Raw genomic sequence first — 26,811 nt, forward strand, 5'->3', positions numbered from 1 at the left:
TGCATGAAGGCCTGATGGCGCCAAATGCCCCGGCCCGCAAGACGAAGCCTTTGCATTGCGCCATCAATCTCTTACACCTGTGAACAAGGGGGTCGGATCACAGGAATGTCGAAACCTATGACGACAACCTCAGCCCGCTTCACTCCCCCTTCCCTTCCTCACTGGCGCTTCCTGCTGCCGCTCGCGGCGCTCGGCCTCTTCGCCGCCGTCCCGGCACGCGCCGAAGAAGAAGAAGGCGCCGCACCGCGCACGGCGACGGGCGAAGGCGAACCCGCCCGCTTCGTTCAGGACACGAACGACATCGACGAAAATATCCTGTTGCCCGCTGCGCGGGTCGATGACGAGGGCGACCGCAAATGGGCACGCGACTATATCGCGCTCGCTGCCGGGGCGATCACCTCGCCCGACTATAGCGGTTCGGACGAACGCCGCGTCCTGCCCGCCTTTTATCTGCGCGGCCGCATCAGCGGTTTTTCCTTTTCGACGCGCGGCACCAATTTCCAGATCGACCTGATCCGCCAGCGCCGGGGACAAAAGACCGATTTCAAATTCGGCCCGATCATCAGCCTGCGCGGCGATCGCACCGGCAAGGTCAAGGACCCGCAGGTCGCGGCGCTCGGCGAAAAGAAAATGGCGGTCGAGCTGGGCCTTTTCGCAGGGGTGACCCAAACCGGCGTCTTCACCAGCGATTATGACCAGATCGGTTTTCGCCTCGTCGGCACCCGGGATATTTCGGGCCGGCACGGCAGCTGGATGGCCTCGCCGTCGATCGACTATGGCACGCCCCTGTCGAAACGCGCCTTCATTGGCGTTTCGGCCTCGGTAAATGTCTATGGCAAGGGTTTCGGCCGCTATTATTACGACATCGACCCGCTCGGCAGCGCAGCAAGCGGCCTGCCCGTCTATGCGGAGGCCGGACGCAAGCCGACCGCGGGAAAATATACGTTCGGCATCGCCGGTGCTTATGGATTGTCGGGCGACCTGCGCAAAGGCTTTGTGCTGCTCGGCGGCGCGCAATATGGCCGGGTGGCGGGCCGCTACGCCGCCTCGCCGATCGTCGCAGAGGCGGGCGATGCCGACCAGTGGCTCGCCGGCGCCGGCATCGCCTATCAATTTTGACCGATCCGCGGCGGGGTGCGGACCGGCGAGGAAAAAGGGGGGAGTTTCATGCCTTACGTCAATATCCAGATCACCCGAGAGGGCGCGAGCGCCGAACAAAAGGCGGCGCTGATCGCGGGCGCCACCCGTCTGCTTCAGGACATATTGGGCAAGAATCCCGCGACCACCGTCGTCGTGATAGACGAGGTCGATACCGACAATTGGGGGATCGGCGGACTGCCCGTGCTCGACTATCGCGCGGCGCAGGCGGGCGAAGGAGCAGGCCGATGACGACCAGCCAGGCCCCCGCCTTCGCGGTGATCATGCTCCTCACCGGGGTCGGCATTCCGATCCTCGCCGCACTCAACGGCGGACTCGGCACCCGGCTCGGCAGCCCGATGGCGGCGTCGATGATCCTCTTCGGACTCGCCTTCCTCATCGCCACCACAGGGGCGCTGCTGACCGGGTCGATCGGCCAGATCCGCTTTTCGTCGGACATTCCGTTCCAATTTTACTTCGGCGGGCTGTTCGTCGCCTTCTATGTCATCGCGGTGACCTTCATCGCCCCGAAATTCGGGGTCGGCAATGCGATCTTCTTCGTCCTCGTCGGCCAGCTGATCAGCGCCGCGACGATCGACCATTTCGGCCTGTTCGGCGCGATGCGCTCGGCCATCGACGTCAAACGCATCGCCGGGATCGGGCTGATGGTCGCCGGCGTCTGGCTCGCCCGCCGCACAGGCTGAAGGACGCTTTCGACCGATAGCAGCCGACCACTTCCCGTCACCCCGGGCTTGACCCGGGGCCTGCCTTGCCTTTGCTAAAGTCGAGCGGGAGGAAGGCGGGATCCCGGGTCAAGCCCGGGATGACGCGTGAGAAACGGCCGGACGATCGCCGCGCCGGCCTGAACCGACACGGCGATCGTCACGCGACCCGAAGCAACATTGCGCCGGGTGCGGCGGCGCCCCCTAGAAGCGCCCGGTCACCTGCACCCCGTACATGCGCGGCTCAGCCGGGATGAAGGTCGGAATGCCGAAGCTCCCGCCCGTATTGCCCGCATCGAGCAGATAATTTTTGTCGGTCGCATTGCGGACGAATCCCGCGATCTCGAAACCGCCGTCGGCAAAGCTGACCCCCGCACGCGCGTTGACCAGCGTCACCGCGTCCTGACTGATCAGCTCCTGATTGGGCACTTCGAAAAAGATCTTGCTGCGATGGGTGATCGTCGGCGTCGCAAAGAAGCGCATTCCGCCGCCGATATCCGCGTTGATCGTAAAGCCCGCTGCCGCCTGCCATTCGGGCTGGAGCCGGAAACGGTCGCCCGCGAACACGCCGTTCGCCGCCTTGTCGTCGATGCCGCCGTCGATATAGCCGACATTGCCGAACAGCCGGAACCAGTCGGTCACCGCAAAGCTCGCCTCGGCCTCGACCCCGAAATTGCTCGCCGTACCGGCGCTCTGGGTTATTGTCTGGCCGTTCGACTGTGTCACCGACACCTGGAAATTGTCGTATTTCTGGTAATAGACGCCAAGCGACCCCGAAAAGCCGCCGCGCGCGGCCTTGAGCCCGACCTCGTAATTCCAGACATTTTCCGACGCGATATTGCCGATGTTCGGCACCGGACCCGTGGGCGTGCTGAGCGCGCCCAGATTGACGGTCGGCGACCGGCGGCCCTTCGACACCGTCGCAAACGCGTTGAAGCCACCGCCGAACCGGTAGAGGATGTTGAAGCGCGGCAGGAACGCCTGAAAACTATCCTCGCTGAAATAGGTCTGGCCGCCGGTGTCGACCTGTCCGGGGATCAGCGACGCACCGCCGGTGATCTGCGAGCGCGGCACCACGGCGAAAAAGCCCGAGCGGCGCTTCTCGATCAGCGCGCGCACGCCGGCGGTGATTTCCAGCGCGTCGCTGGCGATCCACGTACCGTCGGCGAACACCGAATAGCTCTGGTTCTTGCCGATATTGCCAAAGGTCGAGCTATAGGGAATGACCGTCGCCGCGCCGCCCGTCAGGATTCCGGTTGCCGCAGAGGCCGCGACGCTGCCGTCGGGGGCGATGCACGGCAGGCCCGGGATCAGCTGCGCCGCGCATTGCAGGAACGTGCCTTCCTCGCTCGAAAAGGGAACGACCTGCGAGCCATCCTCGATGAACGCATTCCAGCCGAACGAGCCGCGAAATGCGTCGCTATTATAGGAAAAGCGCGTCTCGTGGTTATACTGCCACCCCTTCGCGTCCTCGCCAAATTCCAGATACCAGGCCGCGCTGCCGTCGGCGTCGAAAATCTCCAGCGAATCGAAATCGCGATAGCTGTTGACCATCGTGATCGTCCAGTCGTCGGCGACCTCCCATCCCAGCGTCAGATTGGCGTCATAGACGTCGCGGGTCAGCCCCAGTTTCGCCGCGCCCAGCGCCGCCTCCGACACCGGCGAGCCGCCAAGGGCAGCATCGCCGAACGGGTTCGCCGGACCCGACGCGGTGGGATAGGTGCCCGAAACGAACGGCGTGCCGCTGTGGCGCTGGCGATCATAGGTCAGGATCAGGTCGGCGGTGAAGCGGTCGGTCGGGGTCAGGCGCAGCGACCCGCGCACGCCCAGCTGATCCTGCGCATACAGATCCTCCTGCCCGGCGGCGAGGTTGCGGACATAGCCGTCGCGCTTTTTCCATTCGAACGCCACACGGCCGGCAATCTTGTCCGACCCCAGGTTGACGAAGCCGCCCAGCGTCATGGCGTCATAATTGCCATAGCTCGCGTTGACCTCGCCCGAAAAGCCGGGCTTCGGCCGCGCCGATATGATGCTGATCGCGCCGACCGCCGACGCGGTGCCGAACAGCGTCGCTTGCGGTCCCTTGATCACCTCGATCCGGTCGACGTCATAGATCGCCTGATACGACCCGCGCGAACGCGAAATATCGGTCCCGTTGTAATAGAGCGTGACGCGCGCGGCCTGCTGCGCCGATCCGCTGTCCGACGTGATGCCGCGGATGACGATGCCCGGATTGTTGGCGCTCTGTTCCTGGATATTGAGCCCGGGGACATAGTTGGACAGTTCGTCGAGATCGCCGATCCCCAGATTGCGCAGCTGCGCCCCGCTGGTCGCCGAAATGGTGATCGGCACGTCGATCGCGCGCTGTTCGATCTTCTGCGCGGTGACGACGATCTCCTCGCCCGGCGCGCCGTCGGCGACGGGCGCCGCGTCGGCTTGCGCCAGCGCGGGAGTGGACACGGCGGCGAGCAAAAGCGACGCGGCAAGAACGCAGGTGGAACGGCGCATGGGGAGACCCTTTGTTTTTTGGAGGAGAGATTATTCTGCTTTGGGGCGCCCGCGGGCGCCGCCCGCTCCTTTGCGCCATGGCGGCGGCGGTTCCGTGTCGCTTGTGCTGCAGGACGATGACAATTGCGGACACTTTTGTTGCAGCGGCACCGACATTAGCGAATGACTTTACGGCCACGGGCGCTAAACTGCGGCCATCCCCGGGGAGCCTGCCGCGTGATCGCAGGTTGAGAGCGGAATAAACCGCGACCCGTTGAACCTGATCCCGGTAACTCGGGCGGAGGGAGGGTCGGCTTTCACCCCAGGCAAAAGGGGAGATGAGAACCGTCTTTCGCTCCGATAACAATGGAGCGACTGCACATGGCCGACATCGATACCCGCCTCGCAAAGGGCACCGCGACCCCCATCGGCGTCACCACCGGGCCTATTCGTGGCAGCCGCAAAATCCATGTCGCGACCCAGACCGGCAGCGGCATCCGCGTCGCGATGCGCGAGATCGACCTCGACCCGCACAGCGGCGAGCCCCCCGTCCGTGTCTACGACACCAGCGGCCCCTACACCGACGTCAATGCGACGATCGACATCAACGCCGGCCTCGCCGAACTCCGCCGCGACTGGATCTTCGGACGCGGCGACGTCGAGGAAGTGACGCAGCGCGAGGTTCGCCCCGAGGATAACGGCCAGCTCGGCCCCGACCGCTCGGGCGGCGTCCCCGCCTTCCCCAACGTCCGCAAGCAGGTCCTCCGCGCCAAGCCCGGCCAGAACGTCAGCCAGATGCACTATGCCCGCCGCGGCATCATCACGCCCGAGATGGAATATGTCGCCGAGCGCGAAAATCTCGGCCGCGCGCGCCTCGCCGAGTACAAGCGCGACGGCGAAAGCTTCGGCGCCAGCATCCCCGACTATGTCACCCCCGAATTCGTTCGCGACGAGGTGGCGCGCGGCCGCGCGATCATCCCCAGCAACATCAACCACCCCGAAAGCGAGCCGATGGCGATCGGCCGCAACTTCCTCGTCAAGATCAACGCCAATATCGGCAACAGCGCGGTCGCGTCCGACGTCGCGAGCGAGGTCGACAAGATGGTCTGGTCGATCCGCTGGGGCGCCGACACCGTCATGGACCTGTCGACCGGCCGCAACATCCACGACACGCGCGAATGGATCATCCGCAACTCGCCCGTCCCGATCGGCACCGTCCCCATCTATCAGGCGCTGGAGAAAGTCGGCGGCATCGCCGAGGACCTGACGTGGGAAATCTTCGCCGACACGCTGATCGAACAGGCCGAACAGGGCGTCGACTATTTCACCATCCACGCCGGGGTCCGCCTGCCTTACGTCCCCCTCGCGGCGAAGCGCATGACCGGCATCGTGTCGCGCGGCGGCAGCATCATGGCGAAATGGTGCCTCGCGCATCACAAGGAAAGCTTCCTCTACGAACGCTTCGACGAGATTACCGAGATCATGAAGGCCTATGACGTCGCCTACAGCCTCGGCGACGGCCTCCGCCCCGGCAGCATCTACGACGCGAACGACGAGGCGCAGTTCGCCGAACTCTATACGCTCGGCGAGCTCACCAAGCGCGCCTGGGCGCAGGATGTGCAGGTGATGATCGAGGGCCCGGGCCACGTCCCGATGCACAAGATCAAGGAGAATATGGACAAGCAGCTCGAAGCCTGCGGCGAGGCGCCCTTCTATACGCTCGGGCCGCTCACCACCGACATCGCGCCCGGCTACGACCATATCACCAGCGGCATCGGCGCCGCGCAGATCGGCTGGTACGGCACCGCGATGCTTTGCTACGTCACGCCAAAGGAGCATCTCGGCCTCCCCGACCGCGACGATGTGAAGGTCGGCGTCGTCACCTATAAACTAGCCGCCCACGCCGCCGACCTCGCCAAGGGCCACCCCGCCGCACAGGTCCGCGACGATGCGCTGAGCAAAGCCCGCTTCGAATTCCGCTGGCGCGACCAGTTCAACCTGTCGCTCGACCCCGACACCGCCGAACAATACCACGACCAGACGCTCCCCGCCGAAGGCGCCAAGTCGGCGCATTTCTGCAGCATGTGCGGCCCCAAATTCTGCTCGATGAAGATCAGCCAGGAAGTGCGTGATTTTGCGAAGCTGCAAAATCAGGACAGCGCGGGCTTCATCGCGGCCGAGGAAGCCGAGAAGGGCATGGCGGAAATGAGCCAGGTCTATGAAGACACGGGCCGCGAACTGTATATGGGCGCCGGTGACCGCGAACACGACTGATGTTTCGCTGGGTGCGGGATCGATGGGAGGCGCTGCTCGGTAGCGGCGTAATGCCGACCGCCAGCCGCCGCCCCCCGCACCCGGCGAACGTCCCCGGTCCCTTCTATGTCGAGGACGGCTGCTGCATCAGCTGCGGCGTGTGGGAAGATGTCGCCCCCGACCTGCTCGCATGGCTGGGGGACGACGACCTCCCGCATTGCTACGTCCAGCGCCAGCCCGAAAGTGACGAAGAGTTCGAACGGATGATCGAAGCGATGCAGTTCGGCGAAGTCGACTGCATCCGCGTCCACGCCTGCAAGCCCGACTGGATCGAACGCTTGCGCGAAGAGGGTTTGGGTGATCAGATCGACCCCGAAAGCGGGCCGCTGCCGAGGCGCCTGTTACAGTAATTTAAAGTAGGATGACCAATGGATGAAACCGCCGGGGCGCCTAACGATCCGAACCATCATATTCGCGATTATCTTGCACACTTCCTAGGGCTAGCGCATGCGCCACACTATGCCGTCATGCTCTCGGGTCGATGGGGAATCGGCAAGACATTCCAAGTAAAGAAAATCGTCAGCGAACTTCTGGCCGAAAGCGGCAAGCGGTACGTCTTGATGAGCTTGTATGGACTCAAATCGCCGCAGGAGATTGACGATGCCATGGTCGCAGCACTTTATCCTTGGACCAATAATGACGGAGTGAGAATCGCTTCAGCAGTTGGGAAAGCGATATTAAAGCACGCAAAGATTGAACTTCCTAAAATTCAATCGGGCGATCTCGTCAGTAGGATGAGTGCAGATGTATTTATCTTCGATGACTTAGAACGCTGCCGAATGTCAGTGACCGATGCTCTCGGCTATATCAACCAACTCGTCGAAAGAGACGGATGCAAGGTAATTATCCTCGCTAACGAGGACGAAATAAGAGAGCTAGATGATTACGTAGCAGGGAAAGAGAAATTAATCGGAAAAACATTGGAGCTCGACCTCGATTTCGATGCTGCCTTCACGAGCTTTCTATCCAAGATTTCTGACCATGGCTCAAGGACATTGTTTGAACGTTTTTCGCCTGACATCAGAGCAATTCATGAATATTCTAATTTTAAGAACCTCCGCATATTGCAGCAAACGATGTGGGATTTTGAGCGGCTATATAAGATTATTGGTCCGGAATATCGGAATAGCCAAGAAGCAATGGGACATCTATTGAAGTTATTCTTTGTTCTTAGCTTTGAGTACAAGGCCGGAGCCCTCAGTTCTGATGAACTATCTAGACGAACTGGAAGTTGGCTTCGCCTTGGATTGGATAAAGAAAAGCCATCCCCACTAACTGTCGCTTCGACGAAATATCCGGGTCTTCACATTTACGATTCGATGCTGCCCGACGAGGTTGCAGTGAACGTGCTGGTGAAAGGTGTCATCGATGCGTTAGAGATCGAGGCCGCTCTTAATGCGAGCTCTTGGTTTGCCACTGATAATGAACCGTCTTGGCGGACCGTTTGGCGGTCTACAGAGCTAGCCGACACCCAAGTTGAAGCCGCGGCGATCGTCATGCAATCCGAGTTTTCCGCGAGAAAATACGACATTTCGGGTGAAATACTCCACCTCTTTGGACAGATGCTATTTTTGGCTGATATTGGCGTCTCGGGTCGCAGCCGGACAGAAATAGTCGGAGACTGCAAAGCGTATGTCGATGACCTCATGAGTCAAGGTCGCCTCGAGAGGCCTCGAGAGGCTTATCTCGATGATATTCGCCACGGAAGCTTTGGAGGATTGGGTTTTGCGCAAAATGACACCCCGGAGTTTCGAGAGCTTTGGGCATATCTAGCGAAAATGCGCTCGGAGGCAGAGGTTTCTGCCTATTCCGTAAACGCGACCTCGCTAATAGATCTAATGAAGGCGGATCCTAGCGAGTTCGTTAATCAAATTACATACGGTCGCGAGGGCGGCGGAGAATTCGCAAATCGCCCCGTATTGGCGGCTTCTGACCCCATTCTCTTTGCGGAATCCCTGATCGGGCTCGATCCTAAATCGTACCGAGAAGTGTTGTTAGGATTGAGTTCTCGCTACGATATGGCGCGATTGGCGGCTAACCGCGAATTAGCTCAGGAACGTCCTTGGGCTGAGAAACTTGAAAGAGCAATTCTCGACAAAGCCAGTAGAATGGGAGCTTTTGCTCGCGACCGCTTAAGTAAGAATTTGATTTGGACATTGGGAAAGGAACTTGAGGAACTTCGCAAGGCTGACGCGGAATGAATGAAGTTGCGGTGACAACTTCCGCGCCGCACGAAGCATACGCCAATCGGCCTCGCAGCCACATCATGCTATACTCCCGCTCATGCGCGCCCGGAACCCCCTCTACATCATGGCCAAGCCGCCGCCGGAGGTTCAGGCGCAGATCGCCGCGCTGCCGCGCAACGATCCGTCGCGCGGGGTCGACCTCCTCCATGTCACGCTCATCTCGCTCTACGACCTGCACCATGTGCCGCCCGAGTGGCTGCCCGCGACCATCGCCGCGCTGGACAGTTTCGTCGCGGCGCCCTTTCCGCTCCGCTTCGACCGGATCGAGAACCGCAAGGCGGTGACTTTGCGCACGCGCGAGCCGCTCGCCGAGGCGCGGGCGTTCCAGAAGGCGCTGGTGAACCATCTGCTCGCAGCGAAGGCGCCGATCATGGACGGCACCACCCCCGAACCGCACATCACGATCAACTATCGCGGCGACCGGCTGGGTTCGCAGACATTCGGCGCGCTGAAATTGCCGCCGATCGGCTGGACGGTGGGCGAAATCATCCTGACCGAAAGCATCGTCGGCAAGACCACCCATGTCGAACATGGCCGCTGGCGGCTGCTTGCCACCTGACCCCGGCGGGGAACTCCCCCCACTCTCAAGACTTTATCTCATGCGAGGGGTAAAAACACAGCATGCCTGCGCCTCCCCCCTGGCGGGCACGCGACCCTGAATGGAGTGATGTCGATGAACAAGCTGATGACCCTGCCCCTGGCCGCCGCGACCGCCCTCGCCGCCGGCTGCGCCTCGAACGGCGCCTATGGCGGCGTCGGCGCGGGCACCGGGCGCTATGACGATGGCGGCTATGGCTATTACGACCGCGGCTATTACGACCGGAACGGCCGTTATGATTACGACCGCCCCGACCCGCGTCAGGACGGCTATTATGCCGACCAATATTACCGCGCCGACAAACGCTACAAGGAACGCCGCCTGTCATCGAACGACCGCGTCTATCGCGGCCGCGACAATAAATATTATTGCCGCCGCAACGACGGATCGACCGGACTGATCGTCGGCGGAGTCGTCGGCGGCATCGCGGGCAATGTTATCGCCCCCGGCAAGTCGGAAACGCTCGGCACCATCCTCGGTGCGGTGGGCGGCGCGGTCGCCGGACGCGCGATCGAACGCAGCGGCAACAACGACGTGCGCTGCCGCTAACGGCTGTGCGGAGGTGCGGGCTGACCGATTGCCGGTCAGAATGAGGAACTGACGTCCATTCCTTCGTCATCCCGGGCTTGACCCGGGGCCCGCCTTTCGGGTTCAGGACAAGGCAGGCCCCGGCATTGCCAACCCCCACCCCCCGGCCTACCCTCCGCCCATGTCGCACCCGTCGAACATCGTCCATTGCAGCGGCCCGCAGGACCGCCATGCGCTCGACGGCATTTCGCCGCGCCACCGGACCGGCGATCTCGACCTGCGCTGCCCCGTCTGCGCGGGGTATGGGCAATGGAACAGCCAGATCGACCTGATCAGCCACCGCTCGATCCGCGTCCCCTGCCCCAAATGCGACGGGCGCGGGTGGATCGAGACCGGGGCCGACATGGTCCCCAGCCACGATATTTCGCTGTCGCCAGAGGGCCAGCCGCAGTGGGTCGTGCGGCTCGACCCGTCCGACGATGTCGAATGACCGACCCCTTTTTCAACCAGCCGTGCCGACCGCCGCAATGCCCTTCGCGTCTTTGCGCCTTTGCGTGAACCCCATTCTTCCCTGACCCCGCCGCCGCATCCCGCCGCCCCAAATCCTATTTCGCACGCCCCCCGCGCAAAAGGGCTTTCCTAATAGATTTCGCCATGTTCCATACTGGTGGATGAGCAAACCAGATCCCATTCGCATCACCCGGGCACGGCGCGCGGCGCCGGACGACAGCCGCAAGATCGGCCAGATCCCCGCCTTCACCCCCGCTTCGCCGCGCGCGCGGCACGACGGGTGGACGCCCGAACGGCAGGTCGCCTTTATCGAGGCGCTTGCCGAATGCGGCTGCGTCGCCGAGGCGTGCGAGCGCGTCGGCATCACCCAGGCCGCGGCCTATCGGTTGCGGCGGCGCGTCGATGCCTACAGCTTCCGCGCCGCGTGGGACGCCGCGCTTGACTATGCGATCCGGCGCCTGTCCGACGCCGTTTTTTCGCGCGCGCTGAACGGCGTCACCCGCCCGGTGTTTTTTCAGGGCGAACAGGTCGGCGAGCGGCGCTATTATGACGAGCGGCTCGCCATGTTCCTGCTGCGCTATCGCGATCCCGACACCTATGGCGCGTGGCGCGACCGGCGCGAGCCCCGGCGGCGGCCCGACGCGCAGGCGATCGGGCTCGACCGCTGGACCAACCATGTCGCCGAGGATGCGTGGGACGGCGAAGCGGGTTTCGCGGTCGATCGCGCGCGAGAGGCCGACCCGACCGACTGGCTGACCGACGAAGAGGCGGCCGAGCGCGAACTGCGCGCTCCCCCCACCCCGCGCCCCACGCCGGAGGAAACCGACGCCGTCTTCATGGTGCGCATCGCCGCGATCAAGGAGCTGAAGGCGCGCGGCGTCGACCCGCTGACGGTCGACAGCGCCGAATTCGAACGGATGGTCGAGGAAATCGAAGCCGCGCAGGCGCGCGAGGTCGCGGCCCCGCCGCCCGGGGACGGAATGTAGGGGGCAAACACAGGGGGGACGCGGGCTATACTTCCGATACTTTGGAATAATATTGCGCGGCGGAACGAGCGGGATCGCGGACCAGTGGATTGTTGTGCCAACACAGCATCGGGCCTATCGTCCATCGCGGCCAACGGCCGAAGGCCCGCCGCATCCATCGCCGATCCTCATCCGGGAGGCTCCATGCTCGCCACATTCCTCGCCATCGCCGCCGCGACCGCCCCGGCCGCCACCGCCGTCCATCAGCCGGCGGACGATATCGCCGCGCTCACCGCCTTCGCCGACGCGTTCGACGCGGCACAGATCGCCAAAGACGGCGCGGCGCTCGATCGCATGGTCGCGGGCGACCTCGTCTTCATCGACGGCAGCGGCCGGCGGCTCGGCAAGGCGGATTTCATTGCGGGCTGGACCGGCGCCGGCGACAGCTATGACCCCGTCATCCTGCGTGACCGCATCGTCATGCCGCTCGGTGCCGGCGCCGGGCTCGCGAGCGCGGAGGCGCTTCTGTCGGGGCGCTCGGCAGGCCAGCCCTTTCGCGTCCGCATCCGCTTCACCGACATCTTCCGCCGCACCGGCGACGGATGGCAGGCCAGCTATATCCACGTCACCCGCATGGCGCCCGAGAAGGAGGCCGCGCCCAGCCCCTAAGCCGCGATCTCCATCACCGCCGCCCGCGCGATCGCCGGGCGCCAGTGCGGGCGCACCGGCAACAGGAACAGGTCGCCCAGCGCCGCCTCGATTTCGTCGGCGGTCAAATAGCTTTGCTCGACGCGTCCGTCGGTAAAGCGCACCGTCAGCCGGTTGTCGCGCAGCACATAGCGCGCCGCGTTGTCGGCCCGCGCGACGATCAGCTGGTGGCGGAAATGCGAGCTGGGGTGGGTCGATGTGTACCAGTTGGCGACCGCGATATCGATCGGCTGCTGCGGCACATCGTCGAAAACATACATCGCCTTCCAGCTGTCGCCCAGCAGCGCCTCGACCAGCCATTCGCCCGTCTCTCCGGCATGCGACTGGCGGATGCGATACGCCTCATGCACCGTCGGCTGCGGGTCGGGATCGTCCATCGCCAGCGGCGCGGTGGGTGCCGCCGCGCCGAAGCCGACATCGGCCAGCCACGGCCGCCCGTTCAGCATGACGCGGCTCACCATATGGCTGCGCGCGGTCGTCGGCGCATCGTCCGCCAGCATCCAGCGTACCCGCCCCAACCGCGCCTCGGCATCGAAACCGATCGTGCGCAGCACCCGAAGGAACAGGCCATTCTGCTCATAGCAATATCCACCGCGCTCCCGGTCGATCAGCTTGGCATCGACCGACGCGGCATCGACTTCGACCCCCTTGCCGGTCAGCACGTCGAGCGCCTCGAACGGGATCGCGGCGATGTGCGCCGCCTGCAGTTCGCGCAGCACCTCCAGCGTCGGCGCAATCGGCCCGTCATAGCCGATGCGCGCCAGATAGCGCGGCAGGTCGACGGGGTCGTGGACAGGAGCGGGGGCGGGCTGGGTCATCGGCATATCTCCGTTCGGCGAATCATCTGACGCATCTTATGCAAGCTCAACCACAGTTGAGATCAAGCGCCTTCGGACCATCGCGCCGCATCACGATTCGACTCTTGCCGCGAATGAGAACATAATAAGAACATATCCCGATTCGGAGGAGTGTCATGTCCAGTCAGATCGTTCGAACCTTTCTCGGTTTCCAGCTTCCGCAGGCGCTGCACCCGCTGTTCGCCGAATGGCAGAGGCGCGCCGGCCAGACGGGCAACGCCGTCGATCTCGACATGCTTCATCTGACACTCTGCGTCGTCGGCGAAACCTTTCAGCGCGACCTGTTTCTCAAGAACCGTATCATCGCCGCGCTGGGAACCGGGCTGCCGCCCGCCGCGCCGATCCGCCTGGGCCGCGTCCACAGCCGCGCGTTGGGCGCCGAACTCGTGACGCGCGGCCGGGCGAATGAAATCAGGGACTTCTTTGAAGCGGTCGCGGCGATGCTTTGCGCCGTTGGCATCGACCCGATGCACCGTATGTCGGGCCTCCGCCCGCATGTTACGCTCGGTTATGACCGGTCGCCCTTCGACGCCTTCGACGTCGTCCGCCACTGGACGCCAGCGGAATTGCTGCTGATCGAAAGCCGGCCGCGGCCCGGCGGCAAGGGCCGCGAGCATATCACCCTGCATCGCTGGCCGCTTTTGCCACCCGCGCAGTCGGCCTTCGCCTTCATGGCCGAAGAGCCGCCCGCACCGCCGATGCCGCCGCTCCTCCGCGCCGCCTAGCTCGCCAGATTATGCTCCAGCGTGATCTCGCAGTTCAGCAGCTTGGAAATCGGGCAGTTCTTTTCGGCCTCCTCGGCGATCCGCGCGAATTCGTCGGCGTCGATGCCGGGAACCGTGCCGGTCAGCGTCAACGCCGATTTGGTGACGGTAAAGCCGCCGTCCTGCTGATCGAGCGTCACCGCGGCGCTGGTGTCGAGCGAACCGTCGGAATAGCCGGCGCGCGCCAGCCCGAACGACAGCGCCATGGTGAAGCACGCCGCATGCGCCGCGGCGATCAATTCCTCGGGGTTCGTCCCGGGCTTACCCTCGAAACGCGTGCCGAAACCATAGGGCTGGGCGTCGAGCACCCCCGATTTGGTCGTGATCGACCCTTTGCCTTCCTTGCCAAAGCCTTCGTAACGGGCGGATGCGCGATTGACGGTCATGAACATGCTCCTGGGCTGAAATCGGTTCGGGGAGATTCGCGCGGCCAGCATAGCATGGCGGGCACGCTAGCGCTTGATCTTGCCGACCAGCGCCACGGCCGTGTCCTTCGCGCTTTCCGCCGGCGCGCTGCCGATCGTCAGGATCACGAACTTTTCGCCGTCGAGAAAGACGTTGAGCTGATTGATGCCGGGGATGAAAAACGCCGCCTTGCCCAGCCCCGCCACATCTTCGATCTTCTTGTCGGAAAAGGCCGCCATCGTTTTCGCGGCGCCTTCGCGCGTCTGCTTGATCGCGGCGTCGCTATTGTCGCCGATGGGCGACCGCCGCGTCATCAAGGTTGCGGTCCCGCCCTTGGCGAGGCGATAGCTGCATTCGGACGTCGCGGCATTCGAACCTTCGGCTTTGTTGACGAAAGCGAGGTTCGTTTCGGTCACCGTGTCGCCCAGCGCCGCGCCGACCGCCGCCTTGTCGAGCAATGCGCAGGCATCGCTGGCATCCCAGTCGTTCGCCGCCACCGCCTTGGCGTCGCCGTCGGCTGTGGCGCCATCCTTCGCCCCGCCGCCACATCCGGCGAGCATCAGGGCGCCGAACGCCACCGTCACGATATAATTCACACCTGTCCGCATAAGTTCATCCTTCTGCCATGGTGCGACCCGGGCGCCACGATGCGCGCAAAGCGCCGCCGCGGCAAGGATAGAGGAGCGGCGCGTGCATCAGCGTGCCGGGCGCGCCACCCCGGCCTTGTCGAGTTCGGGGCCCAAACGCCCGGTCAGCCACATCGCCCACATTTTGAAATCGGCGGCAAGGCTCCACAACGGATAGGTAAAGGTAGCCGGACGATTCTTCTCGACCCCGAAATGCGCGACCCATGCAAAGAAATAGCCCGCGACCGGCAGCGCGAGCAGCCACGCCCAGCGCCCGTTCAGCACCGCCGCAATCGCGATCAGCACGACAAGGCTCGTCCCGACATAGTGAAGCACCCGCGTGCGCACCTTGCTGTGCTCGCGCAGGTAAAAGGGCCAGAATTCAGCGAAGCTGGTGTAGAGCCGGGACATGGGCAAAGAATGTCGCGATCGGGGTGCGGGGTCAAGCCACCCGCCGCTGCCAACCGCAGCCCCCGCTCCACGAAAGGCATTTCGCCAGCCCCGCCGGCGGCCGGGGCCTGTTCCGTATCGCTATCCGCGCTTGAGCCGGACCAGCGCGCCATCCAATGCCTGCAAAAATTGCGAGCGATCAGCCTTCGAGAACGGCGGCGGGCCGCCGATCTGATCGCCCCCGGCGCGCAGGTCCGCCATGATCGCGCGGGTCGCGATCGCCGGGCCGATCGACGCCATGGTAAAGGGCTTGCCATTGGGTCCGAGCACGGTCGCCCCCGCCTTCAGCGCGCGGTCGGCAAGCAATATGTCGGCGGTGATCACGATGCTCCGCGGGCCCGCCGCCTCGGCGATCCAGTCGTCGGCAGCGTCAAAGCCATCGGATACGACGACACGTTCGATCAGCGGGTGGTCGGGGACGCGCAGCCGGCTGTTGCTGACCACTTTCACCGCGACCTCGTGCCGCCACGCAACACGATAAATCTCGTCCTTCACCGGACAAGCGTCGGCATCGACCAATATGGTGAGGGCGGTCATCGCAATACCGGCCAGGGGGGTGCCCCGGCTATTTCTTCATATTGTCGAGGCCAACGACGACATCCGCCTTGGTCGACGAGTTGCTGGCGTTGGGCTTTTTGGTCTTTTCCGCCTTGGGTTTGCGGACTTCGCGGGTCGATTTCTTCTGGCCTTTTGCCATGATCACTACCTTGAGGGCAGCGGACGCCTGTGTCCGCCAACATTGACCCTAGGCGCAAGCAGGCGCTGCGTCGCCCCCTTCCGGTAATGATCATCATCCCGCGAGCCCGTCCCAAAGCAGCTTGGCGCCCAGCAGGACCATCAGCCAATAGATGAAGGAATAGAAACGCGCGCCGTCGATCCGCTTGAGCCAGCGCACCGTCAGCAAAGTCGATCCGATCGCGAGCGGCATCAACAGCGCCGCCGCGACCAGCACTTCGTGCGGGAAAGCGCCGAGCGCTAGATAAGCGGGCACTTTCATCCAGTTGATCAGCGCGAACAGGATCGAACTCGTGCCGACGAACACCAGATGCGGCAGCCGGCGCGGGGTCACCCACATCTGGAACGGCGGGCCACCGGCATGCGCGATCTGGCTGGTGAAACCGGTGAACGCGCCGAAAAAAGTCCCGACCCAGCCGGGTGATTTCGACGCCGCTACGATGCGCCCGCCGCGCTCGACCCAAAGGCGATAGCCCCCGAACACCAAGGTGATTGCGCCAAGCGCCGCCATCAGCTTCGCTTCATCGACCCGCTCGGCGTAATAATAGCCGGCGGCGATGCCGATCGCTGCGCCGGGGAGCATCCACGCAATAATCCAGCCGTCCCAGGTCTTGCGAAACGACCAGACGCTGACGACATCCTGCACGATCAAAATGGGCAGCAGCAACGCGGCGGCGATCGTCGGCGGCAGCACGAGCGCGGCCATCGGGGTCGCGAGCGCGCCAACCCCCGACAGTCCGCCCTTCGCCAGTCCGAGCAGGACGACCGCAAGCGCGACGACCGCAAGCGTCACCGGGTCGGCGAGCAGGCTCATTCGGCCGAAAGCAGATCGGGTGCGTCGGGCAGGTGCCAGTCAATCGCGCCCCGGCCATGGGCCTCAAGGAAATCATTGGCCTGACTGAACGGCCGCGATCCAAAAAAGCCATTATGCGCCGACAGGGGCGAGGGGTGCGGCGCGCGCAGGATCAGGTGCGGGCTGCCCGCTCCCAATGCCGCAACATTCGCTGCCTTCTTCTGGGCGTGACTCCCCCACAGGATGAACACTTTGGGTGCCGGATCGCCCGCGACCGAAGCGACTACGGCATCGGTGAACTTCTCCCACCCCTTGCCCTGATGCGATGCCGCCTGCCCCGCCTCGACGGTCAGCACATTGTTGAGCAACAGCACGCCCTGTCCGGCCCAATGCGCCAGATAACCGTGCGAAGCGCGCGCTATGCCAAGGTCGCTCTGCATTTCCTTATATATGTTGACGAGGCTCGGCGGCACGCGAACCCCGGGCTGGACCGAAAAGCACAGGCCGTGCGCCTGCCCCGGGCCATGATAGGGGTCCTGCCCCAATATGACGACGCGCACATCCTGCGGCGATGTCGCATCGAGCGCGGCGAACCAGTCACGTGGGCGCGGATAAATCGCCTTGCCCTTCGCACGCTCGTCGCCAAGAAACTGCTTCAACGCCGCCATATAAGGCTGCTCGAACTCGCCGCCGATACGAGCGAGCCAATCGGGATGGAGTTTGACGTCGGGCATGCGCGCCCTTCGACCAGAGCATCCTGCGCTTGTCCAGTGCTCTTGTCCCCGTGGTCGCCGGACGCTAGGCACGCGGGCGAAAGGACAGTCGGAATGAGCAAGGCAATCGGCGAAGCGTTGGAGCGGCTCGAGACCGTCGTCCACGACCGGCTCGCAGCGGGTTCGGCCGAGGCCTCCTATGTCGCCAGCCTCGCCGCCAAGGGCCGCGGCAAGATCGCCCAGAAATTTGGCGAGGAAGCCATCGAAACCGTGATCGCCGCTATGAGCGAAGACGACCCCGCCCTGATCGGCGAGGCCAGCGACCTGATCTTTCACCTCACCGTCCTGCTCGCCGAACGCGGGGTCGCCTGGGCCGACGTCGCCGCCGAGATCGACCGGCGCCACGGCACCTCGGGGCATACCGAAAAAGCCAGCCGTTCATAATCCAGCCGTCAGCAACAGGAGCCCCCATGGCGATCGACGCGACCCTCCCCTATGACGACAGCAATATCTTCGCCCGCATCCTGCGCGGCGAACTGCCGTGCAAGAAAGTATTTGAGGACGATCACGCCCTCGCTTTCCACGACATCAACCCGCAGGCGCCGCTGCACATATTGGTGATCCCCAAGGGTCCCTATGTCAGCTGGGACGATTTTTCGGAGCGCGCGAGCGACGCCGAGATCGCAGGCTTCGTCCGCGCGGTCGGTCAGGTCGCGCGCGACAATGGCCTGGTCGTTCCGGGCTATCGCCTGCTCGCCAATGTCGGACCCGACAGTCATCAGGAAGTCCCGCATCTTCACGTCCACCTGTTCGCCGGACAGCCGCTCGGACCGATGCTCGTGCGCTGAACCCTCGCAGGGGTGCCCGTCGGGATTTACCCGCGCCTGTAATCCCTGTCACAGCATATCGGTCCATTGCGGCTAGTCGTGCACGATGCACGGTGGACTCACACCCCTGTTTCCAGCAGGATAGACCAACGCTCGAAAAGCGGGGAGACGATTAATGGCATCGATGTGGCACGGGCTCGGTGGCCGCCTGACCGGCAAGATGCGGCTGGCGCTGCTCATCCCCCTCGCCATGGCCGTGGCGGCGGCAGGCGGCGATACGCCCCCGCAGGTCACGCTCGCCACCCCGGGGAGCAGTGGTACCGGCGAAGGCACGATCAGCCGCTTCACCCTGCGCTTTTCCGAAGACATGGTGCCTCTCGGCGATCCGCGTGCCAAGGCACCCGCAACCAACGACTGCAAGCTCCCCGCCGACGGCCGCTGGGTCGACACGCGCACCTGGGTGCTCGAATTCGAAAAGCCGCTCCCCGGCGGGCTGCGTTGCCATGTCGAACTTCGCGACGGGTTGACCACTGCGCGCGGGGTCAATGTTGTCGGCAACAGCCGTTTCGCGCTCGACACCGGCGGTCCCTCGGCGCGCGCCGTTCTTGCGGGCGGTATGTATGGCGGAATCGAAGAGAATCAGATTTTCCTCGTTGCCACCAATGTCGCCGCCGATCGCAGTTCGGTCGGCCGCTATGGCTATTGCGCGGTAGACGGGATCGGCGAGAAGATTCCACTCGACGTGCTGCCGAGCGAAACCGCGACGCAGATACTCACGGGACTCGGCGACAATAACTGGTCGCGCCAGTCCTTCACCGAAGACGCGGGCCTGCCGCAGCGCCTGCCTGCGGCGGGCGCCGACCGCAAAGCCGCGCTCGACCGCATAGTTCCCGTCAAATGCCGCCGCCCCCTCCCTCCCGGGCGCGACATGGCGCTCGTCTGGGATGCGCGCATTTCGCAGGCCGGCGTTCCGGCACGCACGGCCGGGCGCGACCAGCGTTTCGACTATGATGTGCGCCCCGCCTTCACGGCGAAAATGTCGTGCAACCGCGTCAATCCGCAGGCCGGATGCAACCCGATCAAGGACGTCATCCTGACCTTCGCCGCGCCGATCGCGCGCGATACGGCGCTCGCCGCGTCGCTCAACACCGCCGACGGCAAAAAGCTGACGCCCAGGATTGCCGACAGTGACAAAAATGACGCGTTTCTGACGCAGGTTCGCTTCACCGGCCCACTGCCGCAAAATGTCGACGCAACGCTGGTGCTGCCAGCCGACGTAACCGACCAGAGCGGCCGCAAGCTTTCCAACCAGTCAAACTTCCCGCTGAAATTCCACATCGACCGCGCCCCCCCGCTAGTCAAATTCGCCGCCGAATTCGGTATATTGGAAGCAAGCGAGGGCGGCGTCCTGCCCGTCACCGTGCGCGGGGTCGAAGGGACGATGGTCCAGTCGAATCTAAAAATGCCCGCGACCGCGCTGAAAGTTGGGGACGACGATGCCGCGATCGCGCGCTGGCTAAAGCGCGTCGATGACGCCGACGACACCGACTATCGTGAGGAAAAGGACCGCACCGGCAAAGAGGTCACGGTCAACTACACCGGCACCAAATCGGTGTTTACGGGCGCGCCTGCGGGCGGCGAGCGCCGCGACCTGCAACTGACGCCCCCTGGCGGCGGAAAGGAATTTGAAGTCATCGGAATCCCGCTGACCGAAAAGGGATTCCACGTCGTCGAGATCGCCAGCCCCGAACTCGGCGCGACGCTGCTCGGCCGCAAAGCAACGCGCTATGTCGCGACCGCAGCTCTCGTCACCAATATGGCGGTGCATTTCAAATGGGGCCGCGAAGGCTCGCTTGCGTGGGTGACCTCGCTCGACAAGGGCCTGCCCGTCGCGGGCGCAGAAATCCGCGTCACCGACAGCTGCACCGGCCGTCTGATCGCGCGCGGGGTTGCCGACAAGGCGGGTCGTCTTGCCTTCCCGTCTGGACTGCCCCAGCCCGAAACCTATGCGAGCTGCGAGGAAAAACCCGATCTCGCGAACAGCGAGGGCCATGCGCTGATGGTCAGCGCGCGCGCGGGCGATGATTTCAGCTTCACCCTCACCGACTGGGGCAATGGCATCCGTCCCTATGACTTCGATCTGCCCTATGGCTGGTCGGAGCGGAACGACATTCTCCACACCATCTTCGACCGCGCGCTCGTCAAGGCGGGCGAGACGGTCAATATGAAGCATATCCTGCGTCGTCCGATCGGCCTCGGCTTCCAGATTCCCAAGGCGATGGCGGGCAAGCTGCGCCTCGTCCATCGCGGATCGGACACCGAATTTGAAATGCCCTTCGCGATCACCGCAAACGGCAGCGGCGAGACATTGTGGAACGTTCCCGCGTCGGCGCCGATGGGCGATTACGAGCTCGTCTTCGTCACCAAGGACAAGGATGGCGAAGATAAAACCATCTGGTCTGGGCAATCGGTTCGGGTCGACGAGTATCGCCTGCCGACGATGAAAGCGGCCGTCACTGGACCCAAGGTGTCCCCGGTGCGGCCGACTGCGGTGCCGCTGTCCTTGTTCGTCGGCTACCTCTCGGGCGGGCCCGCGCCGAACCTGCCGGTGGAACTGCGGACCAATTTCCGCCCGAGCTGGTCGCCTCCGCAAGATTATCGCGACTGGGATTTCGACGGCCAGCCCGTGAAGGAAGGCGTCGTCCAGCTCGACGACAGCGGCGATGAGCCCGCCGCCGAGATGCCGCTTGCGCGCTCGATGCCGCTGACATTGGGCGCAGACGGGACCGCGTCGACCAGCGTGACGGTCGACCAGCCGATCACCGAGCCGACGCTGATGGCGGTCGAAATGGACTATGCCGATGCCAATGGCGAGACGCTGACCAGCAGCCGCCGGATCACGCTTTATCCGTCGGCCGTCCGCCTCGGGCTCAAGACCGACGGCTGGATGATGCGCGACAATGATCTGCGCCTGAAGTTCGTGGCGCTCGACCTCGACGGCAAGCCATTGTCGGGCCAGCGCGTCTCGGTCGCGCTCTATAATCGCGAGATCATCACCGCACGGCGGCGCCTGATCGGCGGCTTCTATGCCTATGACAATCAGATGCGCACGACCAGGCTCGCCACGACGTGCGCCGCGACCACGGACAAGCTTGGCCGCGCGAGCTGCGCGATGGCGCCCGGCATCTCGGGCGAAGTGACCGTCGTCGCGACGACCACCGACGCCGACGGCAATGAAGCGCGCGCCGTGCGCTCGGTATGGCTCGCGGGCGACGACGACTGGTGGTTCGGCGGCGACAATGGCGACCGCATGGACGTGATCGCGGAGAAGCCGCGCTATGCCGCAGGCGAAACCGCGCGTTTCCAGGTCCGCATGCCGTTCCGCGAAGCGACCGCACTCGTCACCGTCGAACGCGAAGGCGTGTTGTCGAGCTTCGTCGTGCCTTTGAAGGGCACCGACCCCGTCGTGCAGGTCAAGCTCCCCGCCACTTATGCCCCCGACGTCTATGTCTCGGTGATGGCGGTGCGCGGGCGCGTCACCGGCGAGGAAAGCTGGTTCCGCCAGATGAAGCGCGCGGTTGGTTTCCAGATCGAGAATAGCGAGGGCGCTCCCCCGACCGCCTTGGTCGATCTTGCCAAGCCAAGTTATCGCATGGGCATTGCGCGCATCAAGGTCGGCTGGGAAGGCCATCAGCTGGGCGTCAAGGTCAAGGCCGACAAGGAAAAATATGCGGTTCGCGAAACCGCAAAGGTCGCGATCGAGGTCAAGACCCCGGGTGGCAAGACGCCCAAAAGCGCCGACGTCGCCTTTGCCGCAGTCGACGAGGCGCTGCTCCAGCTCGCCCCGAACGAGAGCTGGCAGCTGATCGACGCGATGATGGGTGAGCGCACGCTCGACGTGCTGACCTCGACCGCGCAGATGCAGGTGGTCGGCAAACGGCATTATGGCCGCAAGGCGCTCGAACCCGGCGGCGGCGGCGGCGGCGATCTTTCGGGGCTCGCCCGCGAAGACTTCCGCCCGGTCCTGTTGTGGAAGGGCAATGTCCCGCTCGACAGCAAAGGCCGCGCGATGGTCGACGTACCTTTGTCCGACAATCTGTCGAGCTTCCGTCTCGTCGCGATCGCGTCCGACGGCGCGCAATATTTCGGCACCGGCGAAACCAGCATCCGCACCGTGCAGGATCTCGCGGTCTTTGCCGGGCTCCCCGAACTCGTCCGCACCGGCGACACCTATGATGCGCGCTTCACGCTGCGCAACGGCACCGACAAGCCGATGGAGGTCACGGCGACCCCGACGCTGGCGCCCGCGATCGCGACCGCCCCTCCGCTGACCGTCACCATCCCGGCAGGCGGCGCGGTGCCGGTCAGCTGGTCGATGGTCGCCCCCGAAGCGACCGGACCGATCCAGTGGACGATCGAGGCGGTCGCCAAGGGCGGCAAGCAGCGCGACCGGCTGGTCTTCGAACAGATCGTCGAGCCGGCGGTCCCGGTCGAAACCTGGGCAGCCAGCCTGTTCCGCGTCGGCCCCGGCACGACGCTGCCGATCGCCATCCCGGCCGGCGCCTTGCCCGGCGGCTATGTCGATGTCGCACTCGCCGGCACGCTCGCACCACCGCTCGCCGGGGTGCGCGATTATATGGCGATCTATCCGTACAACTGCTTCGAACAGTCGACCTCGCGCGCGATCGCACTCGGCGATGTCGGGCGCTGGCAGTCGCTCGCGGAAGCCATGCCGACCTATCTGGATGACGACGGCCTGCTGCGTTACTGGCCGAACAACCAGATGACGGGCTCGCCCGAACTCACCGCCTATGTTCTGGCGATCACCGCCGCGAACGGTTTCGCGATCCCCGAAACGTCCAAGGCGAAGATGGTCAAGGCGTTGCAGGCGGTGATCGAAGGGCGCCTCAGCCGCAAGGGCTATGGCCCCTATGACATCCGCCCGGTCCGCATCGCCGCGCTGGCGGCGCTCGCACGCAACAATGCGTCGAGCGCGAGCCTTGTCGCAGCGATCGACGTCGCCCCGATCGACATGTCCACCGGCACCCTCGCCGACTGGCTCGTCGCGATCGAGCGGACACCGGGGGTACGCAATGCCGTCGCCCTGCGCACCGCGGCCGAGGCTGAACTGCGCAAGCGGCTCGTTTACGAAGGCACGCGTCTCGACCTTGTCGACGATGCCAAGGCGCCGTGGTGGATGATGACCAGCGGCGACGAAATGGCGATCAAGGCATTGGAAGCCGTTCTCGGCCGCAAGGGCTGGGAGGACGATGCCGGAAAACTGATGGTCGGCATCGCCCAGCGCCAGCGCAAGGGGCATTGGGACACCACCCCCGCCAATGCGTGGGGCGCCACCACCGTTCGCCGCTTTGCCGAGCTGTATCCCGCCAGCGCGATCACCGGCGTCACCAACATTAGCCTGGCGGGCGCCACCGCGTCGCAAAGCTGGCCGCTTCCGGCAGAGCCGATCTCGCCGCTGCGCGTCGCGCTGGCCGCCGCAACGATGAGCCTGAAGCATGACGGCACCGGCACGCCATGGGCGACGGTCAGCGTCAAGGCAGCCGTGCCGCTGAAGGAACCGCTCAACGCGGGCTACCGGATCAAGCGGTCGGTGAGCATCGTCAAGGCAGCCGACAAGAACCGGCTGACGCGCGGCGACGTGATCAAGGTGCGGATCGAGGTCGTTGCGGCGGCCGGGCGGACCTGGGTCGTGATCAACGATCCGGTCGCCCCGGGCGCGACGATCGTCGGCAATCTGGGCGGCCAGTCCGAAATGCTTGGCCAACAGGCCAGCGGATCGGGCGCGCAGCCAAGCTATGTCGAGCGTGGCAAGGACAGCTGGCGCGGCTATTTCGGCTGGATGCCCGCTGGGACGCACGCCGTCGAATATGTCGTCCGCCTCAACGGATCGGGCCGCTTCACCCTGCCGCCAACGCGGGTCGAGGCGATGTATTCGCCTGCGATCCGCGGCCAGTGGCCGAATACGCCGCTGACGGTGGCAAGCGTCGGGCAGTGATGCCCGGCCGGCCGCCTTCTTTCCGGTCGTGTCGAGCGAAGTCGAGACACCCCCAAGGCGTGCACGACCGATGGGCATCTCGACTTCGCTCGATGCAAACGGGAATTGAGGGATTCCGCCAACATTCTTTAATCTTCGTCACCCTGAACTTGTTTCAGGGTCCGCGGCCTGCCCTTGCGCCCCACGCGGCGCAGAAGGCAAAATCCGGCCATGGATGCTGAAACAAGTTCAGCATGATGAGTGTATCGAAGACGGCTGGAGGAAGCGGACCTCCTCGTAAACGCTGGGTTGACGCGCTCGCATGGGCTGCGCTCGCCCTCCTCATCCTGACGACCATCGCGCACCTCCTCACGCGCCCGCCGGTAATGCCCGAGTACGCCGCCGTCCGTGCCGACTGGAAACCCAGCGAAGCATGGCTCTATGACCGCAGCGGCCGCCTGCTCGACAGCGAGCGCGTCAATTTCGAGCGTCGCCGCCTCGCGTGGGTCGCATTGAAGGATATCAGCCCCGCAGTCCGCGATATGGTGGTGCAGGCCGAGGACCGGCGTTTCTGGTCGCACGGTGGGGTCGACTGGCTCGCGGTCGCGAGCGCGGCGCGCACCCGCCTGACCGGCGGTCGCTCGCGCGGTGCCTCGACGCTGCCGATGCAGCTTGCGGGCTTTCTCGCCCCCGAACTCGCCCAGCCGGGCAAGCGCGACTGGTTGAACAAGATCCGCCAGATGCGCGCCGGACAGGCGCTCGCGTCAAACTGGTCGCACGAAGAGATGCTCGAGGCCTATTTCAACCTCGTGCCTTTGCGCGGCGAAGCGCAGGGGATCGGCGCGGGGTCGCGCGCCTTGTTCGGCAAGCGCCCCGCCGAAATGACCCGCACCGACGCCGCCCTGTTCGCGGGCCTGCTCCCCAATCCGACCGCCGGCGCCAAAGCCCTCGGCCGCCGCGCGTGTCGCGTCGCGCAATCCAATCAAGGAGGGGCGAAGGATTGCAGCGAGATCCGCGCCGCCGCCGCGACGCTCGTGTCGGGCGAGCGCATCGCCGAACTCGATCCCGCGCTCGCCCCCCACCTTGCCGTCCGCCTGCTCGACCAGCCGGGCAAACGCGTCACGACCACCATCGACCGCCGCATTCAGGCCGCCGCGATCGTCGCGTTGCGCCGCCAGCTCGCAGGCCTCGGATCCGACCGCGTTCGCGATGGCGCGGTCGTCGTGCTCGACAATGCCACCGGCGAAGTCCTCGCCTATGTCGGCGGCGTCGGCCTGAAATCGACCGCCGCCGCGGTCGACGGCGCCAATGCACGGCGGCAGGCCGGATCGACGCTGAAGCCGCATCTTTACGCGCAGGTGATCGAACGCGGCTGGCTGACCGCCGCCTCGATCCTCGACGACAGCCCGGTTCAGCTCGACACCGCCTCCGGGCTGTATGTCCCCAAAAATTACGACCGCAGCTTCAAGGGGCCGGTCAGTGTCCGCAACGCGCTGGCAAGCTCGCTCAACGTCCCTGCCGTGCGCGCGCTGGTCATCGACGATGTTCAGGAATTTCGCGACCGCCTTTGGGCGCTGGGCTATCACGGCCTCATCGAGGATGGCGATTTCTATGGTTTCAGCCTCGCGCTCGGTTCGGCCGAAGTCTCGCTGGTCGAACAAGCCAACGCCTTTCGCAGCTTCGCCAACGGCGGTCGCTGGTCGCCGGTGCATTTCGCGCTGAACGAGTCCGCGGGCGAGACGCGCCAGATCGTCCAGCCGGCGGCAGCCTTCATCATCGGCGATATATTGGCCGACGCGTCCGCCCGCGCCGATGCCTTCGGTTCCGACAGCGCACTCCGCCTGCCATTCTGGGCGGCCGCCAAGACCGGGACATCGAAGGGAATGCGCGACAATTGGTGCGTCGGCTGGTCCGACCGTTTCACCGTCGCGGTGTGGGTCGGCAATCTTGAGGGCGATTCGATGCGCGCCGTGTCGGGCACATCGGGCGCCGCCCCGGTATGGCGCGACGTGATGCTCGCGCTCCATGCCGGTAGCCCCGGCAAGCCACCGGCGATGCCCGACGGCGTCGAGACACGCCAGATCAGCCTGCCCGGCACCCGCGAGCCGCCACGCCGCGAATATTTCGTGCGCGGCACCGCGCAGAGCGAAATGGCCGCCGCGCCGCCCGTCGCGCGCCGCCCGCGGATCACCAGCCCGGTCAGCGGCAGCGTCTATGCGCTCGATCCCGATATTCCGGTCGACCGCCAGCGGCTGGCGGTCAGCGTCAGCGGTTCGGTCGCCGGCCACCGCCTGATCCTCGACAAGACGGTGCTGGGCGACGCCGATGCGGGCCAGCAAATCCTGCCGCGCCCGGGAATCCATATGCTGACGCTCGTCGATCCCGGCGGGCGGATGATCGACCGGGTGCGCTTTACGGTACGGTAAGCGGTG

The 26,811-nt window shown here is 64.7% G+C and carries 25 protein-coding genes and 1 riboswitch; of the genes, 16 read left to right on the top strand and 9 right to left on the bottom strand.

The window, feature by feature from the left end; translation table 11 throughout:
- The first annotated feature begins 117 nt into the window (after nucleotides 1-117).
- The 3 genes from ACSYDV_RS04745 to ACSYDV_RS04755 are packed head-to-tail and all read left to right on the top strand — an operon-like array spanning nucleotide 118 to nucleotide 1,841.
- Nucleotides 118-1,119, top strand: a complete 1,002-nt coding sequence (locus ACSYDV_RS04745; RefSeq protein WP_438322585.1) for a MipA/OmpV family protein — start codon at nucleotides 118-120, stop codon at nucleotides 1,117-1,119.
- 48 nt (nucleotides 1,120-1,167) lie between these two features.
- Nucleotides 1,168-1,389 (top strand): tautomerase family protein, encoded by a 222-nt coding sequence (locus ACSYDV_RS04750; protein WP_438322586.1) that lies wholly within the window; start codon nucleotides 1,168-1,170, stop codon nucleotides 1,387-1,389.
- Nucleotides 1,386-1,841, top strand: a complete 456-nt coding sequence (locus ACSYDV_RS04755) for a DMT family transporter (RefSeq protein ID WP_438322587.1) — start codon at nucleotides 1,386-1,388, stop codon at nucleotides 1,839-1,841. Before ACSYDV_RS04750 ends, ACSYDV_RS04755 begins: the two co-directional genes overlap by 4 nt.
- A 222-nt stretch (nucleotides 1,842-2,063) precedes the next feature.
- Here ACSYDV_RS04755 and ACSYDV_RS04760 read toward each other — a convergent pair whose 3' ends face one another.
- Entirely contained in the window at nucleotides 2,064-4,367 is a 2,304-nt protein-coding gene (locus ACSYDV_RS04760) for a TonB-dependent receptor (protein WP_438322588.1), read from the bottom strand.
- A 191-nt stretch (nucleotides 4,368-4,558) separates the two neighbouring features.
- Nucleotides 4,559-4,670: riboswitch (TPP riboswitch) on the top strand.
- Nucleotides 4,671-4,727: 57 nt separating this feature from the next.
- Here ACSYDV_RS04760 and thiC point away from each other — a divergent pair.
- From thiC to ACSYDV_RS04800, 8 genes are all read left to right on the top strand, one after another.
- On the top strand, nucleotides 4,728-6,620 hold the full coding sequence (gene thiC / locus ACSYDV_RS04765; RefSeq protein ID WP_438322589.1) for a phosphomethylpyrimidine synthase ThiC: 1,893 nt from the start codon (nucleotides 4,728-4,730) through the stop codon (nucleotides 6,618-6,620).
- The gene (locus ACSYDV_RS04770; protein ID WP_438322590.1) at nucleotides 6,620-7,009 is read left to right on the top strand and encodes a ferredoxin; all 390 of its coding nucleotides are present in this window, start codon (nucleotides 6,620-6,622) and stop codon (nucleotides 7,007-7,009) included. Before thiC ends, ACSYDV_RS04770 begins: the two co-directional genes overlap by 1 nt.
- Before the next feature lie 18 nt (nucleotides 7,010-7,027).
- A complete protein-coding gene (locus ACSYDV_RS04775; protein WP_438322591.1) occupies nucleotides 7,028-8,860 on the top strand; it encodes a P-loop NTPase fold protein in 1,833 nt (610 codons plus the stop codon).
- Nucleotides 8,861-8,969: 109 nt separating this feature from the next.
- The gene (locus ACSYDV_RS04780; protein ID WP_438322592.1) at nucleotides 8,970-9,464 is read left to right on the top strand and encodes a 2'-5' RNA ligase family protein; all 495 of its coding nucleotides are present in this window, start codon (nucleotides 8,970-8,972) and stop codon (nucleotides 9,462-9,464) included.
- Nucleotides 9,465-9,578: 114 nt separating this feature from the next.
- Nucleotides 9,579-10,052, top strand: coding sequence for a glycine zipper 2TM domain-containing protein (locus ACSYDV_RS04785; RefSeq protein ID WP_438322593.1), 474 nt, complete (start codon nucleotides 9,579-9,581; stop codon nucleotides 10,050-10,052).
- A gap of 160 nt (nucleotides 10,053-10,212) precedes the next feature.
- Nucleotides 10,213-10,521, top strand: a complete 309-nt coding sequence (locus tag ACSYDV_RS04790; protein WP_438322594.1) for a hypothetical protein — start codon at nucleotides 10,213-10,215, stop codon at nucleotides 10,519-10,521.
- A gap of 181 nt (nucleotides 10,522-10,702) precedes the next feature.
- Nucleotides 10,703-11,527, top strand: a complete 825-nt coding sequence (locus tag ACSYDV_RS04795; protein WP_438322595.1) for a hypothetical protein — start codon at nucleotides 10,703-10,705, stop codon at nucleotides 11,525-11,527.
- A 183-nt stretch (nucleotides 11,528-11,710) separates the two neighbouring features.
- Nucleotides 11,711-12,175, top strand: a complete 465-nt coding sequence (locus tag ACSYDV_RS04800; protein ID WP_438322596.1) for a nuclear transport factor 2 family protein — start codon at nucleotides 11,711-11,713, stop codon at nucleotides 12,173-12,175.
- On the opposite strand, the gene ACSYDV_RS04805 is transcribed toward ACSYDV_RS04800, so the two are convergent.
- Nucleotides 12,172-13,032, bottom strand: coding sequence for an arylamine N-acetyltransferase family protein (locus tag ACSYDV_RS04805; protein WP_438322597.1), 861 nt, complete (start codon nucleotides 13,030-13,032; stop codon nucleotides 12,172-12,174). The two genes, ACSYDV_RS04800 and ACSYDV_RS04805, sit on opposite strands and share 4 nt — an antisense overlap.
- Nucleotides 13,033-13,187: 155 nt before the next feature.
- On the opposite strand from ACSYDV_RS04805, the gene ACSYDV_RS04810 reads away from it, so the two are divergent.
- Nucleotides 13,188-13,796 (top strand): 2'-5' RNA ligase family protein, encoded by a 609-nt coding sequence (locus tag ACSYDV_RS04810; RefSeq protein WP_438322598.1) that lies wholly within the window; start codon nucleotides 13,188-13,190, stop codon nucleotides 13,794-13,796.
- Here the strand turns inward: ACSYDV_RS04810 and ACSYDV_RS04815 are convergent.
- The 7 genes from ACSYDV_RS04815 to ung form a co-directional block, all read right to left on the bottom strand.
- Nucleotides 13,793-14,221, bottom strand: coding sequence for an OsmC family protein (locus ACSYDV_RS04815; protein ID WP_438322599.1), 429 nt, complete (start codon nucleotides 14,219-14,221; stop codon nucleotides 13,793-13,795). The two genes, ACSYDV_RS04810 and ACSYDV_RS04815, sit on opposite strands and share 4 nt — an antisense overlap.
- Before the next feature lie 66 nt (nucleotides 14,222-14,287).
- Nucleotides 14,288-14,848: a hypothetical protein gene (locus tag ACSYDV_RS04820; RefSeq protein WP_438322600.1), complete on the bottom strand. Its 561-nt coding sequence runs from the start codon at nucleotides 14,846-14,848 to the stop codon at nucleotides 14,288-14,290.
- Nucleotides 14,849-14,935: 87 nt separating this feature from the next.
- On the bottom strand, nucleotides 14,936-15,277 hold the full coding sequence (locus tag ACSYDV_RS04825) for an Mpo1-like protein (protein ID WP_438322843.1): 342 nt from the start codon (nucleotides 15,275-15,277) through the stop codon (nucleotides 14,936-14,938).
- A 120-nt stretch (nucleotides 15,278-15,397) separates the two neighbouring features.
- Nucleotides 15,398-15,853 carry a YaiI/YqxD family protein gene (locus ACSYDV_RS04830; protein ID WP_438322601.1) on the bottom strand — a complete coding sequence of 152 codons (456 nt, stop codon included), beginning with the start codon at nucleotides 15,851-15,853 and terminating at the stop codon, nucleotides 15,398-15,400.
- 28 nt (nucleotides 15,854-15,881) lie between these two features.
- A complete protein-coding gene (locus tag ACSYDV_RS04835) occupies nucleotides 15,882-16,013 on the bottom strand; it encodes a hypothetical protein (protein ID WP_438322602.1) in 132 nt (43 codons plus the stop codon).
- A gap of 93 nt (nucleotides 16,014-16,106) precedes the next feature.
- Complete coding sequence (locus tag ACSYDV_RS04840; protein ID WP_438322603.1) at nucleotides 16,107-16,865, bottom strand: sulfite exporter TauE/SafE family protein; 759 nt, start codon at nucleotides 16,863-16,865, stop codon at nucleotides 16,107-16,109.
- Nucleotides 16,862-17,578 (bottom strand): uracil-DNA glycosylase, encoded by a 717-nt coding sequence (gene ung, locus ACSYDV_RS04845; protein ID WP_438322604.1) that lies wholly within the window; start codon nucleotides 17,576-17,578, stop codon nucleotides 16,862-16,864. The genes ACSYDV_RS04840 and ung overlap by 4 nt, the downstream gene beginning before the upstream one ends.
- A 93-nt stretch (nucleotides 17,579-17,671) precedes the next feature.
- On the opposite strand from ung, the gene ACSYDV_RS04850 reads away from it, so the two are divergent.
- The 4 genes from ACSYDV_RS04850 (at nucleotide 17,672) to pbpC (ending at nucleotide 26,805) form a co-directional block, all read left to right on the top strand.
- Nucleotides 17,672-18,001, top strand: coding sequence for a phosphoribosyl-ATP diphosphatase (locus ACSYDV_RS04850; protein WP_438322605.1), 330 nt, complete (start codon nucleotides 17,672-17,674; stop codon nucleotides 17,999-18,001).
- A gap of 26 nt (nucleotides 18,002-18,027) precedes the next feature.
- Nucleotides 18,028-18,405 carry a histidine triad nucleotide-binding protein gene (locus tag ACSYDV_RS04855; protein WP_438322606.1) on the top strand — a complete coding sequence of 126 codons (378 nt, stop codon included), beginning with the start codon at nucleotides 18,028-18,030 and terminating at the stop codon, nucleotides 18,403-18,405.
- 154 nt (nucleotides 18,406-18,559) lie between these two features.
- Entirely contained in the window at nucleotides 18,560-24,400 is a 5,841-nt protein-coding gene (locus ACSYDV_RS04860) for an alpha-2-macroglobulin family protein (protein ID WP_497198767.1), read from the top strand.
- 233 nt (nucleotides 24,401-24,633) lie between these two features.
- Complete coding sequence (gene pbpC / locus ACSYDV_RS04865) at nucleotides 24,634-26,805, top strand: penicillin-binding protein 1C (protein ID WP_438322607.1); 2,172 nt, start codon at nucleotides 24,634-24,636, stop codon at nucleotides 26,803-26,805.
- Nucleotides 26,806-26,811: the final 6 nt, after the last annotated feature.

The organism is Sphingopyxis selenitireducens (genome assembly GCF_051550705.1).
Lineage (GTDB): Bacteria > Pseudomonadota > Alphaproteobacteria > Sphingomonadales > Sphingomonadaceae > Sphingopyxis.